Here is a 14687-nt window from a genome sequence, read left to right as displayed (position 1 = left end):
CGCCGGGCGCGGCGCTCCCGGTCGCCGCCGCGGTGAGCCGCGCGGACGCGCCGCCGACCCGTCCGGGCGAGCCTCCCCGGCGGCGGCCGCGCCGGGGCGCACTCGTCGGGGCGGGCGCGCTGGCCTGCGCCCTCACCGCCGGGGCCGTGTACTGGCTGGTCGGCGGGACGGGCGGCGGCGAGCCCGTCACCGCCGCCGAGGGGCGCCTGCTGCGGGCCGGTCCGACGTCCCGGCGGAGTACCGCGACCTGATCGTCGAGGCCGGGCGGTGGTGCGACATGCCGGGCCTCAGCCCGGCGCTGATCGCCGCGATGCTCAAGGCGGAGAGCGGCTTCGACCCCCATCTGGCGGACCCGGCGAAGGACGAGTACGGCATCGCCCGCTGGACGCCGCACGTCCTGGTGCACTGGCAGCCGGGCGGGCTCGACAATCCCGAGCCCCGGCCGGAGGAGATCACGCCGGAGCTGTCGATCCCGGCGATGGGCCGGTTCCTCTGCTACTGGGGCAAGGACCTGGAGGGGGTCCCGGGCGATCCCGCGCTGAACCTGGCCGCCACGTACCGCACCTCGTCCAGGACGGTGGTCGAGGCGGGCGGCGTCCCGGCGGAGTACCGGGCGTACGCCGCCAGGGTCCGCCGGTACCTGGACGACTACCGTCCGCGCTGATCCGGTGCCCAGGCCCCCGCGGCGGCCGCCTCCTTCACGTACTCCGCGAACGGCCGGGGCTCCCGCCCGAGCGCGCGCCGGACGCCGTCGCCGACCCGGTCGCCCGCGCCCTCGCGGAGGTCCGCCAGCAGGCCGGCCAGCATCGCGGCGAAGGCCGGCGGCACGCCCTGCGACTCCACGAGCGCGGTGAACTCCGGCACCTCCAGCGGCGTGTACCGGATCTCGCGCCCCGACGCCTCCGCGATCATCTTGGCGGCGGTGCGGAACGGCAGCGGTTCCGGCCCGGACAGCTCGTAGATCTCCCCCGCGTGCCCGGCGCCGGTGAGCGCGGCGACGGCGACGTCGGCGATGTCCGCGGCGTCCACGAACGCCTCGCGTCCCTCGCCGGTGGGCAGCGCGAGCTCGCCCGCCATCAGCGGGCCGTGGAAGAAGTCCTCGCTGAAGTTCTGCGCGAACCAGGCCGGGCGCAGGATCGTCCACTCCGCCCCGGATTCTCGGACGGCGCGTTCGGCGGGCTCCTGCGCGGGCTGCGGCGCGCCGTCCACACCACGCGCCGCGAGCAGCACGAGCCGCCGGACGCCCGCCGCGACGGCGGCGCGCGCGAACTCCGCGACGGCGTCCTGGTCGACGCTCTCGTTCATCGGGACGAGGTAGACGGCGCCGGCGCGTCCAGCGCGGGACCCCAGGTGGCCCGGTCGGCCCACTCGAAGCGCGTCCCGGTCGAGCGGGACGCGGCGCGGACGGGGACGCCGAGGTCGGTCAGGCGGGCGGTGACGCGGCGGCCGGTCTTGCCGCGGGCGCCGAGCACGAGGATCGGTGTATCGGTCATGGGAACAGCACACCAGCGCACGGTGAGACGTTCCATGGCCACGCGTCTCGATCGCATGTGAGATCGTCTCACCATGGACCTTCTGGACGACCTGCTGGCGGGGGTACGGGCCCGCGGGGCCGTGTACTGCCGTTCCGTGGCCCGGCCGCCGTGGGCCGTGCGGTTCGAGGCGCCCGCGCCGCTGTCGCTCGGCACGATGCTGCGGGGCGTCGGCTGGATCGCCCGCGGCGGCGCGGAGCCGGTGCGGATCGGGGAGGGCGACATCGTGCTGGTCCGGGGCGGCGCCCCGGTCGTCGCCGGAGACCGGCCCGGCGCCGAGCCGGAGATCGTGGTGCTGGACGCCGACCGCTGCTACGCGACCGACGGAGGACCGGCGACGGCCGGGCACAACTTCCGGCTCGGCCCCCGCACGTACGGGCTCGTGCCGGACGGGTCGGACCTGTACGTCACCGCCGAGTACCCGATGCGCGGCGACGTGTCCGAGCGGCTGCTGGAGGCGCTGCCGGCGCTGGCGGTCGTCCCGGCGCGGCCGGAGTTCGCGGCGCTGCTGGAGCTGCTGGGCGTCGAGGTCGCGCGGGAGGAGCCGGGGCAGCAGATCATCCTGGACCGGCTGCTGGACATGCTGCTGGTGCGGGCGCTGCGCGCGTGGTTCGCGCGGCCGGACGCCGAATCGCCCGCAGGGTACCGGGCGCTCGGCGACCCGCACGTCGGGCGCGCGCTGCGGATGCTGCACGAGAGTCCCGCACGTCCGTGGACGGTGGCGGAGCTGGCGGCCGAGGCGGGGCAGTCGCGGGCGGTGTTCGCGCGGCGGTTCGCCGAGCTGGTCGGCCGCCCGCCGCTGGCCTACCTCACCGAATGGCGGATGACGCTGGCCGCCGACCTGCTTCGCGAGCCCGGCGCGACGGTCGCGTCCGTGGCGCGGCGCGTCGGGTACGCCGACGGGTTCGCCTTCAGCAACGCGTTCAAGCGGGTTCGCGGCGCCGCGCCGAGCAGCGTGCTGCGCGACGCCGCGAACGCCTGACCGTCCGGGCTCAGGACGCGCCGTAGACGGGTTCGGGGTCGGGGGCCTTCGCGAGGAGGCCGGTGACGACCTCGCCGACCTCGGCGGCGTCCCAGCGGGCGCCCTTGTCCGCGGTGGGGCCGTGCCGGAAGGCGTCCATCACGCAGATCTTGCCGCCCTCGACCTCGAAGACGCGCCCGGTGACGTCCCGGGACCCGGCGGAGCCGAGCCAGACGACCAGCGGGGACACGTTCTCGGGGGCCATCGCGTCGAACTCGCCCTCGGCGGGGGCGGCCATCGTCTGCGCGAAGACCTGCTCGGTCATGCGGGTGCGGGCGGCGGGCGCGATCGCGTTGACCGTCACCCCGTAGCGGCCCAGCTCGGCGGACGCGACGAGGGTGAGCCCGACGATCCCGGCCTTGGCCGCCGAGTAGTTGCCCTGGCCGACGCTGCCGAGCAGCCCGGCGCCCGACGAGGTGTTGATCACCCGGCCGTCGACGGGACGGCCCGCCTTGCTCTCGGCGCGCCAGTGCAGGCCCGCGTGCTTGAGCGGCAGGAAGTGGCCCTTGAGGTGGACGCGCATGACCGCGTCCCACTCGTCCTCGGAGAGGTTGACGAGCATCCGGTCGCGCAGGAACCCGGCGTTGTTCACCAGGACGTCCAGCCGCCCGAACGTCTCGACGGCGGTGCCGACGAGGGCGGCGGCGCCCGCGTCGGTGGCGATGTCGTCGGTGCTGGCGACGGCCTTCCCGCCGAGCGCCTCGATCTCCCGGACGACCTCCTGCGCGGGGCCGTCGGCGGCGTCCCCGCTGCCGTCGCGGGCGACGCCGAGGTCGTTGACGACGACGAGGGCGCCCTGCCGGGCGAATTCCAGGGCGTGCGCGCGGCCGAGGCCGCGACCGGCCCCGGTGACGGCGACGACGCGGTCCGTGCAGATCATCGTGTCTCCTTCTCGTTCGCGCCGGTGTTCTCGTCCTTGTTCACGGTGGCGGCGTCCAGGAACGCGGGACGTTCTCCCCCGCCGTGCAGCAGCATCTCGGTGCCGGTGACGTAGGAGGCCAGGTCGGAGGCGAGGTAGACGCAGGCGCCGCCGACCTCGTCGGGGGTGCCGAGCCGACCCATCGGGACGGTGCGGCCGATCGCCGCGATCCCTTCCTCGTCGCCGTAGTGCAGGTGGGCGGTCTCGGTCCGGATCATGCCGAGGATCAGCGTGTTCACCCGGACGTGCGGCGCCCACTCGACGGCCAGGGACCGGGTGAGGCTGTGCAGGCCCGCCTTCGCGGCGCCGTACGCGGAGGTGCCGGGCGAGGGCCGCACGCCGCTCACGCTGCCGATGTTGATCACCGAGCCGCCGGTGCCCAGCTCGCGCATCCGCGGGTAGGCGGCCCGCGCCATCAGCAGCGGGGCGGTCAGGTTCAGCTCGATGATCTTGGCATGGGTGCGCAGTTCCCCGTCCGCGAGGCGCAGGAAGGGCCCGCCGCCCGCGTTGTTGACGAGCACGTCGACGCGGTCGAGGCCGTTCATGAACTCCTCGACCGGCTCCGGTTTGCGCACGTCCAGCGAGACGAACCGGGCCGTGCGCCCGTCCGCCTCGGGGAGCGCGTCCGGGTCGCGCCGCCCGACCGCCACCACGTCGGCGCCCGCCGCCAGGAAGGCGCGGCTGATGCCCGCGCCGACCCCGCGCACGCCTCCGGTGACCACGACGGTCTTTCCGCTCAGGTCCAGTGTCAGTGACATCCCACCACCTCGGGCATCCCGCCTCCTTTTGCACCTCTGCTACGGTCAGTTCTAACAAATGTTTGGTGGAAAGGTAGCGCATGGGAGTCTCCACCACGACCCGGGACGGGGTCGCAGAGATCGTCGTGGCCGCGCCGCCGGTCAACGCGCTGACCGTGGCGGGCTGGCACGAGCTGGCCGACGCGGTCCTCGCGGCCGGACGGGACCCGCAGGTGGGGGCCGTCGTGCTCCGCGCCGAGGGCCGCGGCTTCAACGCGGGCGTCGACATCAAGGAGATGCAGTCCACGGAGGGGCACACCGCGCTGGTGGGCGCCAACCGGGGCTGCTACGCGGCGTTCGCGGCCGTCTACGACTGCGAGGTCCCGGTGATCGCCGCGGTGCACGGGTTCTGCCTGGGCGGCGGGATCGGGCTGGCGGGCAACGCCGACATCGTCGTCGCGTCCGACGACGCCTACTTCGGGCTGCCGGAGGTGGACCGCGGGGCGCTCGGCGCCGCGACGCACCTGGCGCGGCTCGTCCCGCAGCACCTGATGCGGGCGATGGTCTACACGTGCCGCAACGTCACGGCAGCCGAACTGCACCACCACGGGTCGGTGCTGGAGGTCGTCCCGGCGGACGGGCTGCGCGCCAAGGCCCTGGAGGTCGCCGCGAACATCGCCGCCAAGGACCGGTACGTCATCCGGCGCGCGAAGGAGTCGCTGAACGGCATCGACCCGGTCGACGTGAAGCGCAGCTATCGGTTCGAGCAGGGCCTCACCTTCGAACTGAACCTCGTCGGCGCGGGCGACGAGCACCGTGACGCCTTTGTCAGCAAGGGGGCGAAATGAGCAAGGTGCTGACGATCGAGGAGATCGTCGGGTCGCTGGAGAGCGGCATGACGATCGGCATCGGCGGCTGGGGATCGCGGCGCAAGCCGATGGCGCTCGTCCGCGCGATCTGCCGGTCGCCGCTGACCGACCTCACGGTCGTGTCCTACGGCGGCCCGGACGTCGGGCTGCTGTGCGCCGCCGGGAAGGTGCGGCGGCTCGTCACGGCGTTCGTGACGATGGACTCGATCCCCCTCGAACCGCACTTCCGGCAGGCGCGCCAGTCCGGCGCGATCGAGCTGACCGAGTACGACGAGGGCATGTTCATGTTCGGGCTGTACGCGGCGGCGCACCGGCTGCCGTTCCTGCCCACCCCGGTCGGGCTCGGCTCGGACGTCATGAAGATCAACCCCGGGCTGAAGACGGTCCGGTCGCCGTACGAGGACGCGACCGAGCTGGTCGCCGTCCCGGCCCTGACGATGGACGCGGCGCTCGTCCACATGAACCGCGCCGACGCCCGCGGCAACGCCCAGTACCTCGGTCCCGACCCGTACATGGACGACCTGTTCGCCAAGGCCGCGGACCGGACGTACGTGTCGTGCGAGCGGCTCGTCGACACCGCGGACTTCGCCAAGGAGGGCCCGCCGCAGTCGCTGCTGATCAGCCGGGCGCACGTCGCCGGCGTCGTGGAGACGCCGAACGGGGCGCACTTCACCGACTGCGCGCCCGACCACGGCAGGGACGAGGCGTTCCAGAAGCTGTACGCGAAGTCGGCGGCCGATCCGGAGCAGTGGGCGGCGTTCCGCGACCGGTTCCTGTCCGGTGACGAGAACGCCTACCAGGACGCCGTCCGGGCCTGGCGGGAGGAGAAGTGATGGCGACCACCACGCAAGCAACGGACGCGACGCGCGCGGAGGTCTGCGCGGTCGCCTGCGCGGAGCTGTTCCGCGGCGACGGGGAGATCGTGGCGGCGGCGGTCGCCGGATTCGTCCCGATGCTGGGGTCCCGGCTGGCCCGGTCGACGTTCGAGCCGGACCTGCTGACGACCGACGGCGGCCCGTCGCTGAGCGCCGGGCCCGTCCCGCTGGGCGCGGCGGCGGACGCCGTCGAGGGCTGGCTGCCGTTCCGCGACCACCTGTGGCTGGTGCTGAACGGGCGCCGCCACGTGATCATGGGCCCGAGCCAGATCGACCGGTACGGCAACACGAACATCTCCTGCATCGGCGACTGGGCGCGGCCGTCCCGGCAGCTGCTCGGGGTGCGCGGCGGGCCGGGAAACACGCTGCTGAACCCGACGAGCTACTGGGTGCCCAAGCACTCGACGCGCGTGTTCACCGACGAGGTCGACATGGTCAGCGGCGTCGGCACGGATCGCGGCGCGCACGAGATCCGCGCCGTGGTGACGAACCTGGCGGTGCTCGACTTCGACACCCCCGACCGGCGCATGCGGCTGAAGTCGGTGCACCCCGGCGTGTCCGTCGACGACGTCGTCGCCGCGACCGGGTTCGAGCTCGCCGTCCCGGACGCCGTCCCGCAGACGCGCCTGCCCGACGCCGAGGAGCTGCGGATCATGCGCGAGGTGCTCGACCCGAAGGGCCTGCGCGAGCGCGAGGTCCCGTCCGAGGCGCGCTCGTGAGCGAGACCGGGAGCGGGACCGCGAACGGCGGCGGGCAGGTCCTCGACACCCCGCTGACGCGGCTGACCGGGGTCCGGCATCCGGTCGTCCAGACCGGCATGGGCTGGGTGGCCGGGCCGCGCCTGGTGACGGCGGTGGCGAACGCGGGCGGCCTCGGGATCCTGGCGTCGGCGACGATGACGCTCGACCAGCTCGCGACGGCGATCGGCGAGGTCAAGGACCGGACGGACGCGCCGTTCGGCGTCAACCTGCGGGCCGACGCGGGCGACGCGGGCGACCGCATCGACCTCCTCATCAAGGAGGGCGTGAAGGTCGCCTCGTTCGCGCTCGCCCCGAAGAAGGAGCTGATCGCCAAGCTCAAGGACGCCGGGCTCGTGGTGATCCCGTCGGTGGGCGCGCGGCGGCACGCCGAGAAGGTCGCCGGGTGGGGCGCGGACGCGGTGCTGGTGCAGGGCGGCGAGGGCGGCGGGCACACCGGCGCCGTCGCGACGACGCTGCTGCTCCCGCAGGTCGTGGACGCGGTCGACATCCCGGTGATCGCCGCGGGCGGCTTCTTCGACGGGCGCGGCCTCGCGGCGGCGCTGTCGTACGGGGCGGCGGGCGTGGCGATGGGCACCCGGTTCCTGCTGACCTCCGACAGCTCCGTGCCCGACGCGGTCAAGCAGGTCTACCTGAAGACCGGCGACACCGTGGTGACCCGGCAGGTGGACGGGATGCCGCACCGGGTGCTGCGCAGCGAGCTCGTGGACGACCTGGAGTCGTCCGGCCGGGTCGGCGGGCTGGTGCGGGCGCTGCGCAACGGCGCCCGGTTCAAGAAGCTGTCCGGGATGTCGTGGCGCGAGATGGTCGCCGACGGCAAGGCGATGAAGCACGGCAAGGACCTGTCGTGGTCGCAGGTGCTGATGGCGGCCAACACGCCGATGCTGCTGAAGGCGGCGATGGTGGACGGCCGCCCCGACCTCGGCGTGATGGCGTCCGGGCAGGTTGTGGGCGTGATCGACGACCTGCCGAGCTGCGCGGACCTGATCGGCGACATCGTCGCGCAGGCCGCCGAGGCGATCGCCGCACAGCAGGCGTGCCTGGTGCGTTAGGACGCGCCCTCCCCGTTCCGCGGACGCACGGCGCGCACCTCGCCCGAGGTGCGCGCCGTGCGTCCGTTCGCGGGTTCAGTACCGGCCGCCCACCGCCGTGGGGAGCGCGTCGAGGTCGGCCAGGTCCGCCGCGGTGAGGTCCAGGTCGGCGCGCCCGCGTTGTCGCGCAGGTAGTGCGGCTTCTTCGTGCCGGGGATCGGGATCACGTGGTCGCCCTGCGCGAGCGTCCAGGCGATCGCGACCTGCGCGGGCGTGGCGCCGTGCCGCGCCGCGACCTCCTTGACCGTGTCGACGATCCGCAGGTTCGCCTTGAGCGCCTCCTCCTGGAAGCGGGGGTTGCCGGCGCGGAAGTCGGTGTCCTCGAAGTCCGCGCTGGTGACCGTCCCGGTCAGGAAGCCCCGGCCGAGCGGCGAGAACGGGACGAACGCGGCGCCGTTGCGCGCGCACCAGCCGACGACGTCGCCGGCCTCGCCCGCGCCCCCGGCCCCGTCGCTCGCGTCGCCCGCGCTGCCGCCGGGGGCGCCCAGCGCGTCGCGCGTCCGCAGCGACAGCTCCGACTGGACGGCCGCGACGGGGTGGACCGCGTGCGCCTCGGCGGCCTGCGCGACCGTCACCTCCGACAGGCCCAGGCGGCGGACCTTCCCCTCGGCGACCAGTTCCGCCATCGCGCCCCAGGTGTCGGCGAGCGGCACCGCCGGGTCGACGCGGTGCAGGTAGTACAGGTCGATGACGTCGGTGCCCAGGCGGCGCAGGCTCTCCTCGGCGGACGACTTGACGTGCTCGGGCGTGCCCCGCCGGAAGATCCGGCGGGACGCGAGGTCCTCGACGATCAGGCCGGTCTTGGTGGCGAGCACCGCCTCGTCCCGCCGCCCCGCCAGCGCGCGGCCGACGAGCGTCTCGTTGTGGCCGTCGCCGTAGGGCTGGGCGGTGTCGAGGAAGGTGACCCCGAGGTCGAGCGCCGCGCGGATCAGTGCCGCGGACGCGTCGTCGTCCCGCTCGGACTCGGTGTACGCCCAGCTCATCCCCATGCATCCCAGGCCGACGGCGCCGACCGGCGTGCCCGCGAAATCGCGCTTCCTCATGTTCTCCCCTTCGTCAGGCGACGGCGGCGACGAGGCCGCCGTCCACGATCAGGTCCTGGCCGTTGACGTACGCGGCGTCCGCCGAGGCGAGGAACGCGACGGCGCCCGCGATCTCCTCCGGCGTCCCGATGCGGCCGGACGCCACCTGCGCCCGGTTCCCCTCGACCTCGTCGGCGGGGACGGCGCCGCGGAACATCGGCGTGTCGATGTAGCCGGGGCTGACCGAGTTCACCCGGACGCCGCGCGGTCCGAGCTCGGCGGCGAGGGTGCGCGCCAGGCTCTGCACGGCGGCCTTCGTCGCCGAGTACAGCGACGCGATCGGCAGGCCCCGGTGCAGCGTCCAGGAGGCGTTGACGACGATCGAGGCGTCGCCGGACAGCAGCGGCAGCGCCTTCTGGATCGTGAAGTAGACGCCCTTGAAGTTGACGTCCACGCTGTGGTCGAAGTCGGCTTCGGTGATGTCGGCGGTCGGGCCGAACGTGCCGGTCCCCGCGTTGGCGAACACGACGTCCAGGCGTCCGTGCCGCTCCCGGACGGTGTCCATCAGCGCGTCCAGGTCGGGGAGGCTGCCCGCGTCGGCGCGGACGGCGAGGATCCGCTCCCCCGCGTCCGGTCCGGCACCGTCCGGTCCGGCACCGTCCAGTTCCTTGGCGGCGGCGTCCAGGCGTCCCTGGTCGCGGCCGGTGATGACCACCCGCGCCCCCTCCTCCAGCAGCCGCCGCGCGACCGCCAGGCCCATGCCGCTCGTCCCGCCCGTGATCAGCGCGACCTTGCCGGTGAAACGTTCGTTGTCCGTCATGCCGATGATGCTGCCGGAGTCCGGGAAGGCGAGACAGAGTCCGTTTATCGTGGTTGTGCCACCACCACCTTCGCTCCGGCCGCCCTCAGCTCGCGGCGGCCAGGCCCCGCCGGGCCATGAGGCGTTCGAGGCGCTCCATGGTGCCGGTCCCGGGGCGGGGGTTGTGCAGCACGAGGTCCTGGCCGGGACGGTCCGCCAGCGGCAGCAGCGTCGCCTCGAACACCATCTCCCCGGCCTCCGGATGCCGGACGCTCTTGATCGCCTGCTTCCCCGCGCTCACCTCGTGCCGCGCCCACAGTTCGGCGAACTCCGGGCTGACGGCCGTCAGGTCCGCGACGATCCGGTCGAACTCGGGGTCGTCGGGATAGCGGGCGGCGTCGGCGCGGAACCTGCTCACCACGTCCGGGGCCGCCGCCTCCCAGTGCATGTGCTGCTCGCGGTAGCGCACGCTGGTGAAGAACGTGACCAGGCAGTTGTGGTCGGTGTCGCCGTACCCGAACACCGCGCGCGCCGCGTCGTTGATCGCGACGAGGTTCCAGTGCCGCTGGCGGATGTAGGCGGGGCGCGGCGACCACGCGTCCAGCAGCCGCCGCAGCTCCGGCGTGACCGGGACGGCCGGGCCCGCGGCCGCGCGCGGCGGGTTCAGCCCGGCCAGCAGGTAGAGGTGCTCGCGTTCGGCGGCGTCGAGCCGCAGCGCGCGGGAGACCGCGTCCAGGACGTCCTCGGACACCTTGATGTCGCGGCCCTGTTCGAGCCACGTGTACCAGGACACCCCGACCCCGGCGAGGACCGCGACCTCCTCGCGGCGCAGGCCGGGCGTCCGGCGCCGCCCTCCGGACGGCATCCCGACGTCGGCGGGCGTCACCCGGGCGCGGCGGGTGCGCAGGAAGTCGCGCAGTTCGGCGCGGCGGCGGTCACCGCCGGCGGACGTAACGGGCATACCGTCACGATATCGACCGCGCGCCCGGATCGCAGGCGGAGCCGCGCGACGCTAACCGACGACTCCGGCGGCGCGCAGCCGGGCGACCGTCCCGGCGTCGCGGCCCAGCTCGGCGAGGACCGCGTCGGTGTGCTCGCCGTGCGCCGGGACCGGGTCCATCCGCGGTTCGGCCCCGGCGAGGGTGATCGGCGGCAGCAGCGCCCGGATGTCCCCCACCGGGGACCCGACGTCCCGCCAGCGGTCCCGCTCGGCGAGCTGCGGATGGGCGACCAGCCCGTGCCCGTCGTTCAGCGTCGCGTTCGGCACGCCCGCCCCGTCCAGTCGCCGCAGCAGCTCGTCCCGGCCGAGCCGCGAGGTGACGGACGCGACCAGCGCGTCGACCTTCTCCCGGTTGCGGACGCGCGCCATGTTCGTCGCGTAGTCGGGGTCGGCCACCAGGTCCGGACGGTCGAGCACGCCGGTGGCGAGCGCCGCCCACCCCGGATCGCTCTGCACGCCGATGACGACGTCGACGCCGTCGGCCGTGGGGTAGGCGTCGTAGGGCGCGATCACCGGATGGCTCAGCCGGGCGCGCGGCGGCGCCGCCCCCGTGTAGAGCGTCGTGTACATCGGCTGGCTCATCCACTCGGCGACCGCGTCGAACATGCTCACCTCGACCGACGCGCCCGCCCCGGTCGTCCCGCGCCGGACGAGCGCCGCGAGCACGCCCGAGAACGCGTACATCTATCCGGCACAAGTTGGTGACCTGCAACGACTCGCGCGACACGCGTTCTGACCTGGCCTTCCTTGTCTCCGGAACTACTCGCAAATACTCGCTTCTGATCGCTTCGGACGGAACAGAGCCGGAACAGGATCAGGCGCCGCTTGGCCGACCACCCTTCCGTGCTCGACGTACCGCTAGTTCGTCCTCGGCTGCTGCCAGGTCTGCGAGGTCTTGCTCGTCGCCGTGCGCCTTGATGTCCGCGCGGATGTGGTCGAGCGTTCGCCTGGCACGGTCGGTATCGAGGCGTTCGCAGACGCGCCCGTACGCCTTCCCACATGGCTTCTGGCATGCGGATGGGCCGCGGTCGGCTGTGCTTGCTCTCTTCGGTCATGGCTCCCTCATCTCGTGTATGGACACGAATTCTGCCAAGCCCCTTGTGTTCATACAAGGTTTCTGCTTACTGTGTTCATACACGGTTAAGGAGGTGCATCTAACCAACCGCCCCTGCGGGCGCCCCGAAAGAAGCGGGCCCGGACGGCGATTGCAGCGCCGGCCGAGCCCTTGATCCGGAACCTCGCTGGAAGGAATCCGAACCCATGGGGAATGTTCCCACGAACGGCCTCACGGCCGAGACGCGCGAGTTGCTCGCGCTGTTCCGTGAGGCGCTCGACCTGCCGCAGGCCGCCGCGACCGCCGAGGACGCCGACAAGCGGCAGCGGCTCCGCACCGACAACACGTCCCGGATCCTGGCCCACCTCGACTACCTGGTCGACGACACCAACCCGAACGTCGGCGCGGTGGTGCGGGCGATGCGCAAGAGCCTGGACCGCCACCCCGTCGACTACGTCACCAAGGACGGGGAGGCGGGCCGATGACCGCGCTCATGCCGGAGCGGCCCGTGCTCGACACGGCCGCGCTGTCCGCCGGGATCGCGGCGTTGCTCGAGGAGCACGGCATCACCGGCGCGACGTGTCCGTCCGCACCATCGAGCAGGGCGGCATGTTCGCCGGCGTCACCGTTTCGGCGACCGCGTACGAGCGGCCCGCGTCGCTGCCCGAGCCGGACGACTCCTACCGTGACGACCCGTCGCCGCTGTGGGACCTGGTCGAGCGGCTCGAGGGCGGCCCGGTGCGGCGCCGTCCCGCGCTGCGTGTCATGACCGGGGGTGCCCAGTGAGCGCCGACCAGACCAAGCGCATCTGGCAGTCGGAGGCGTGCCCCGACTGGTGCGTCCTGCCCCACGGCCACCTGGACGCGCCGGTCAACCGGGGCTGCAGCTCCGACCCGATCGCGCCGAGGACCATGCCGGGCGTGCCCCTGACGCTGCACCAGGCCGACGGCAACACCGACCCCACCGCGCAGCTCATGACCGTCTACGCGTTCCTCGAGCAGGAACCGCGCGAGGTCGGGCCGCGGGTGGTGCTGTCGACCTGGAACGACTCGGTTCACATGACGCTCGAGGAAGCCGCGGCGCTGCACCAGCACCTGTGGGAAGTGCTCGCCGCCGCTCAACGCGTTCTGGAAGGGGACGACCGGTGACGTACACGATCATCGAGACCGCCCGCGGGGCGTCGAGTGGGAGCTCGACGACTTCACCCGCCCGGCCGGCTGCTCCACCGTGGCCTGGTGCGTGGGCGGCTGCGAGCAGAAGCCGGGCGCCGAGCGGGTCCTTCACGGGCGGGACGTCGCCCGCGCCTTCCTCGGCGACGACGAGATCATCGCGGTGGACGTATGGCAGGTGAAGGCGGTCACGCCGTGGCGGGACGGCGGGACGGTGTTCTACCCGAACCACGACGAAGCGCCGCGGGTGATGGTGTTCCACAACTCCCCCGACGGGGAGCACACCGAGCCGCTGTCGCTGTCGGTCCCCGAAGCGGTCACGTTCGTGGCGACGCTGCGGGCGACCGGTGCGGACGGTCTCGCGGGCGCGGTTCAGAACGCGGTTGACCTCGCGACCGCGATCACGGAGGAGGCCCGGTCTTGACTCTTGGGGAGAAGGCGATCCGGTGGGGGCTGATCTTGTCCCTGACGGTCGTGACCGTGATCGCGGTCGGGGTGTCGTACGGGCACCTGTACGACCTCGCGACCGACCAGGGCGAGAGCGGTCTACCCGCGGCGGTCCTCCCGATCACGGTCGACGGTCTGATCCTGGCGTGCTCGCTGGTGATCGTGACCGCCGCCCGCCGGGGGGACCGGTCCCCGATCCTGGCGTGGCTGATGCTGTTCGCGGGGATCGGCGCGACCCTCGCCGGGAACATCGCGCACGGCGTTGAGCACCAGTGGGCGGGGGCGCTGGTCGCCGGATGGCCCGCGGTGGTCGCGGCGGGGTGCTTCCACCTGGTCATCGGTGAGATGCGCAAGAGCCGCAAGACCGACCCGGTCCCGGTCCCTGACGAGCAGGCGGAACCGGTCACGGAGGCGGTCGCGGAACCGTGGGACGAGACGGCCCCGGCCGGTCTGGAGTTGTGGGACACGGTCGCGACCACTCCCCCGGCGATCACGGGACCGGTCACGGGTGATCCCGGTCTCGCGTGGCTCACCGCGACCACCGGTCGCGACCCGGTTCCGGCGGTCGCGACCGGTGTACCGGACGGGGACCGGTCCCCCGAGACCGCCCCGGAACCGGTCGCGACCGGTCTCTCGGTGGTCGCGACCACCGGCCCCGGCGAAGCCGACGACGAGACCACCGAACCCGGTTCGGGTGCGACCGGTCCCGAGACCGATCCCGAGTTGGAACAGGTGATCGCGACCGCCCGCGACCACTTCGCCGACATGATCGCGGGCGGTCGCACCCCCTCAATCCGATCGATCCGGCAGGAAATCAAGGTCGGGCACCCGCGTGCCCAGGTCATCAGAGAGGCGCTCAGCAAGAGCGCTTAGGAAGGATCCGATCATGGCCAAGCGTCAGCTCGTCGACCTGCAGCTCACCCGAGACGGGACCCCGGTCGGTGACCGGTACACCTCCGCCGTCGACCCGTCCGACCCGGCGGACAAGCGCGGCCTGTTCCGCGACGCCCTGACCCGCGCCGACGTCGCCGGTGACGGGTTCCGGATCCGGGTGTGGCGCCGCGGCACCGGCGAGGAGTTGTTCGTCTTCCCGGCGGCCTGACCGCCACCGTGGGGCCCCGCTGGTCGACCGACCGGCGGGGCCTTCCGCATGCCCGGGTTAGGTCGTGTCCGAATCCCGTACGCGGGCGAGGTGTGCAGTGTGCAGTGCACAGTCCGGCGGTCGACCCGCCTCCGGGAGTCAAGGCGCGCCCCCGCGGCGCCCGCACGCGCGTGCGCGTGGGACGGTGCACAGTGCACCCTCAGCGGGCCCCAGACTGCACAGCAGGGGGCGGCGAGACTCAGCGGTCGGGCGACGCCCGGAAATCGCGTCAGAGACCGAATCAGGGCCGCAA

The 14687-nt window shown here is 73.4% G+C and carries 20 protein-coding genes and 1 pseudogene; 13 read left to right on the top strand and 8 right to left on the bottom strand.

Annotated elements, in window-relative coordinates:
• A partial coding sequence (locus BJF79_RS56755; RefSeq protein ID WP_262403526.1) for a hypothetical protein occupies window positions 1–251 on the top strand: 251 nt, incomplete at its 5' end.
• Between the two features lie 26 nt (window positions 252–277).
• Window positions 278–664 carry a lytic transglycosylase domain-containing protein gene (locus tag BJF79_RS45390; RefSeq protein ID WP_075906861.1) on the top strand — a complete coding sequence of 129 codons (387 nt, stop codon included), beginning with the start codon at window positions 278–280 and terminating at the stop codon, window positions 662–664.
• Here BJF79_RS45390 and BJF79_RS45385 read toward each other — a convergent pair.
• Entirely contained in the window at window positions 649–1305 is a 657-nt protein-coding gene (locus BJF79_RS45385; protein WP_316043571.1) for an NAD(P)H-binding protein, read from the bottom strand. The genes BJF79_RS45390 and BJF79_RS45385 overlap by 16 nt on opposite strands.
• Window positions 1302–1493 (bottom strand): hypothetical protein, encoded by a 192-nt coding sequence (locus tag BJF79_RS66220; RefSeq protein ID WP_316043570.1) that lies wholly within the window; start codon window positions 1491–1493, stop codon window positions 1302–1304. Before BJF79_RS66220 ends, BJF79_RS45385 begins: the two co-directional genes overlap by 4 nt.
• 73 nt (window positions 1494–1566) lie before the next feature.
• On the opposite strand from BJF79_RS66220, the gene BJF79_RS45380 reads away from it, so the two are divergent.
• Window positions 1567–2514, top strand: coding sequence for an AraC family transcriptional regulator (locus tag BJF79_RS45380; RefSeq protein ID WP_075906860.1), 948 nt, complete (start codon window positions 1567–1569; stop codon window positions 2512–2514).
• Window positions 2515–2524: 10 nt separating this feature from the next.
• On the opposite strand, the gene BJF79_RS45375 is transcribed toward BJF79_RS45380, so the two are convergent.
• Together BJF79_RS45375 and BJF79_RS45370 are read right to left on the bottom strand one after the other, a co-directional pair.
• Window positions 2525–3433, bottom strand: a complete 909-nt coding sequence (locus tag BJF79_RS45375; protein ID WP_075906859.1) for an SDR family oxidoreductase — start codon at window positions 3431–3433, stop codon at window positions 2525–2527.
• A complete protein-coding gene (locus BJF79_RS45370; protein WP_075906858.1) occupies window positions 3430–4230 on the bottom strand; it encodes an SDR family oxidoreductase in 801 nt (266 codons plus the stop codon). The genes BJF79_RS45375 and BJF79_RS45370 overlap by 4 nt, the downstream gene beginning before the upstream one ends.
• Before the next feature lie 80 nt (window positions 4231–4310).
• On the opposite strand from BJF79_RS45370, the gene BJF79_RS45365 reads away from it, so the two are divergent.
• From BJF79_RS45365 to BJF79_RS45350, 4 genes are read left to right on the top strand one after another with little or no spacing between them, the layout of a single operon-like run.
• Window positions 4311–5057, top strand: coding sequence for an enoyl-CoA hydratase family protein (locus BJF79_RS45365; RefSeq protein ID WP_075906857.1), 747 nt, complete (start codon window positions 4311–4313; stop codon window positions 5055–5057).
• Entirely contained in the window at window positions 5054–5911 is an 858-nt protein-coding gene (locus tag BJF79_RS45360) for a CoA transferase subunit A (protein WP_075906856.1), read from the top strand. Before BJF79_RS45365 ends, BJF79_RS45360 begins: the two co-directional genes overlap by 4 nt.
• Window positions 5911–6672, top strand: a complete 762-nt coding sequence (locus BJF79_RS45355) for a CoA-transferase subunit beta (protein WP_075906855.1) — start codon at window positions 5911–5913, stop codon at window positions 6670–6672. Before BJF79_RS45360 ends, BJF79_RS45355 begins: the two co-directional genes overlap by 1 nt.
• Window positions 6669–7763, top strand: coding sequence for an NAD(P)H-dependent flavin oxidoreductase (locus BJF79_RS45350; protein ID WP_075906854.1), 1095 nt, complete (start codon window positions 6669–6671; stop codon window positions 7761–7763). Before BJF79_RS45355 ends, BJF79_RS45350 begins: the two co-directional genes overlap by 4 nt.
• Before the next feature lie 75 nt (window positions 7764–7838).
• On the opposite strand, the pseudogene BJF79_RS45345 reads toward BJF79_RS45350, so the two are convergent.
• The 4 genes and pseudogenes from BJF79_RS45345 to BJF79_RS45330 all read right to left on the bottom strand — a co-directional run bounded on the left by BJF79_RS45345 (window position 7839) and on the right by BJF79_RS45330 (window position 11307).
• Window positions 7839–8845, bottom strand: a pseudogene (locus tag BJF79_RS45345) (aldo/keto reductase).
• A 13-nt stretch (window positions 8846–8858) separates the two neighbouring features.
• The gene (locus tag BJF79_RS45340) at window positions 8859–9644 is read right to left on the bottom strand and encodes a glucose 1-dehydrogenase (RefSeq protein WP_075906853.1); all 786 of its coding nucleotides are present in this window, start codon (window positions 9642–9644) and stop codon (window positions 8859–8861) included.
• A gap of 85 nt (window positions 9645–9729) precedes the next feature.
• Entirely contained in the window at window positions 9730–10584 is an 855-nt protein-coding gene (locus BJF79_RS45335) for a helix-turn-helix transcriptional regulator (RefSeq protein ID WP_075906852.1), read from the bottom strand.
• 51 nt (window positions 10585–10635) lie between these two features.
• Window positions 10636–11307 carry a CoA transferase gene (locus BJF79_RS45330; protein WP_075906851.1) on the bottom strand — a complete coding sequence of 224 codons (672 nt, stop codon included), beginning with the start codon at window positions 11305–11307 and terminating at the stop codon, window positions 10636–10638.
• A 576-nt stretch (window positions 11308–11883) separates the two neighbouring features.
• Here BJF79_RS45330 and BJF79_RS45325 point away from each other — a divergent pair.
• From BJF79_RS45325 to BJF79_RS45300, 6 genes are all read left to right on the top strand, one after another.
• A complete protein-coding gene (locus BJF79_RS45325; RefSeq protein WP_075906850.1) occupies window positions 11884–12162 on the top strand; it encodes a hypothetical protein in 279 nt (92 codons plus the stop codon).
• A gap of 94 nt (window positions 12163–12256) precedes the next feature.
• Window positions 12257–12463: a hypothetical protein gene (locus BJF79_RS45320; RefSeq protein ID WP_075906849.1), complete on the top strand. Its 207-nt coding sequence runs from the start codon at window positions 12257–12259 to the stop codon at window positions 12461–12463.
• A complete protein-coding gene (locus BJF79_RS45315; protein ID WP_075906848.1) occupies window positions 12460–12825 on the top strand; it encodes a DUF6907 domain-containing protein in 366 nt (121 codons plus the stop codon). The genes BJF79_RS45320 and BJF79_RS45315 overlap by 4 nt, the downstream gene beginning before the upstream one ends.
• A gap of 91 nt (window positions 12826–12916) precedes the next feature.
• Window positions 12917–13270, top strand: coding sequence for a hypothetical protein (locus BJF79_RS45310; protein WP_262403525.1), 354 nt, complete (start codon window positions 12917–12919; stop codon window positions 13268–13270).
• The gene (locus BJF79_RS45305) at window positions 13267–14166 is read left to right on the top strand and encodes a DUF2637 domain-containing protein (protein ID WP_083734733.1); all 900 of its coding nucleotides are present in this window, start codon (window positions 13267–13269) and stop codon (window positions 14164–14166) included. The genes BJF79_RS45310 and BJF79_RS45305 overlap by 4 nt, the downstream gene beginning before the upstream one ends.
• Window positions 14167–14179: 13 nt before the next feature.
• Window positions 14180–14395 carry a hypothetical protein gene (locus BJF79_RS45300; RefSeq protein WP_075906845.1) on the top strand — a complete coding sequence of 72 codons (216 nt, stop codon included), beginning with the start codon at window positions 14180–14182 and terminating at the stop codon, window positions 14393–14395.
• Window positions 14396–14687: the final 292 nt, after the last annotated feature.

Origin of the sequence: Actinomadura sp. CNU-125, from assembly GCF_001942465.1 — a bacterium.
In the GTDB taxonomy this organism is placed as follows: domain Bacteria; phylum Actinomycetota; class Actinomycetes; order Streptosporangiales; family Streptosporangiaceae; genus Spirillospora.
This window is presented reverse-complemented; position numbering and strand designations above follow the sequence as displayed.

Bases quoted from the DNA above. Each gene is read 5' to 3' on its own strand.
- BJF79_RS45390 (WP_075906861.1), top strand. From the start codon at position 278: ATGCCGGGCCTCAGCCCGGCGCTGATCGCCGCGATGCTCAAGGCGGAG.
- BJF79_RS45385 (WP_316043571.1), bottom strand. From the start codon at position 1,305: ATGAACGAGAGCGTCGACCAGGACGCCGTCGCGGAGTTCGCGCGCGCC.
- BJF79_RS66220 (WP_316043570.1), bottom strand. From the start codon at position 1,493: ATGACCGATACACCGATCCTCGTGCTCGGCGCCCGCGGCAAGACCGGC.
- BJF79_RS45380 (WP_075906860.1), top strand. From the start codon at position 1,567: ATGGACCTTCTGGACGACCTGCTGGCGGGGGTACGGGCCCGCGGGGCC.
- BJF79_RS45375 (WP_075906859.1), bottom strand. From the start codon at position 3,433: ATGATCTGCACGGACCGCGTCGTCGCCGTCACCGGGGCCGGTCGCGGC.
- BJF79_RS45370 (WP_075906858.1), bottom strand. From the start codon at position 4,230: ATGTCACTGACACTGGACCTGAGCGGAAAGACCGTCGTGGTCACCGGA.
- BJF79_RS45365 (WP_075906857.1), top strand. From the start codon at position 4,311: ATGGGAGTCTCCACCACGACCCGGGACGGGGTCGCAGAGATCGTCGTG.
- BJF79_RS45360 (WP_075906856.1), top strand. From the start codon at position 5,054: ATGAGCAAGGTGCTGACGATCGAGGAGATCGTCGGGTCGCTGGAGAGC.
- BJF79_RS45355 (WP_075906855.1), top strand. From the start codon at position 5,911: ATGGCGACCACCACGCAAGCAACGGACGCGACGCGCGCGGAGGTCTGC.
- BJF79_RS45340 (WP_075906853.1), bottom strand. From the start codon at position 9,644: ATGACGGACAACGAACGTTTCACCGGCAAGGTCGCGCTGATCACGGGC.
- BJF79_RS45335 (WP_075906852.1), bottom strand. From the start codon at position 10,584: ATGCCCGTTACGTCCGCCGGCGGTGACCGCCGCCGCGCCGAACTGCGC.
- BJF79_RS45330 (WP_075906851.1), bottom strand. From the start codon at position 11,307: ATGTACGCGTTCTCGGGCGTGCTCGCGGCGCTCGTCCGGCGCGGGACG.
- BJF79_RS45325 (WP_075906850.1), top strand. From the start codon at position 11,884: ATGGGGAATGTTCCCACGAACGGCCTCACGGCCGAGACGCGCGAGTTG.
- BJF79_RS45300 (WP_075906845.1), top strand. From the start codon at position 14,180: ATGGCCAAGCGTCAGCTCGTCGACCTGCAGCTCACCCGAGACGGGACC.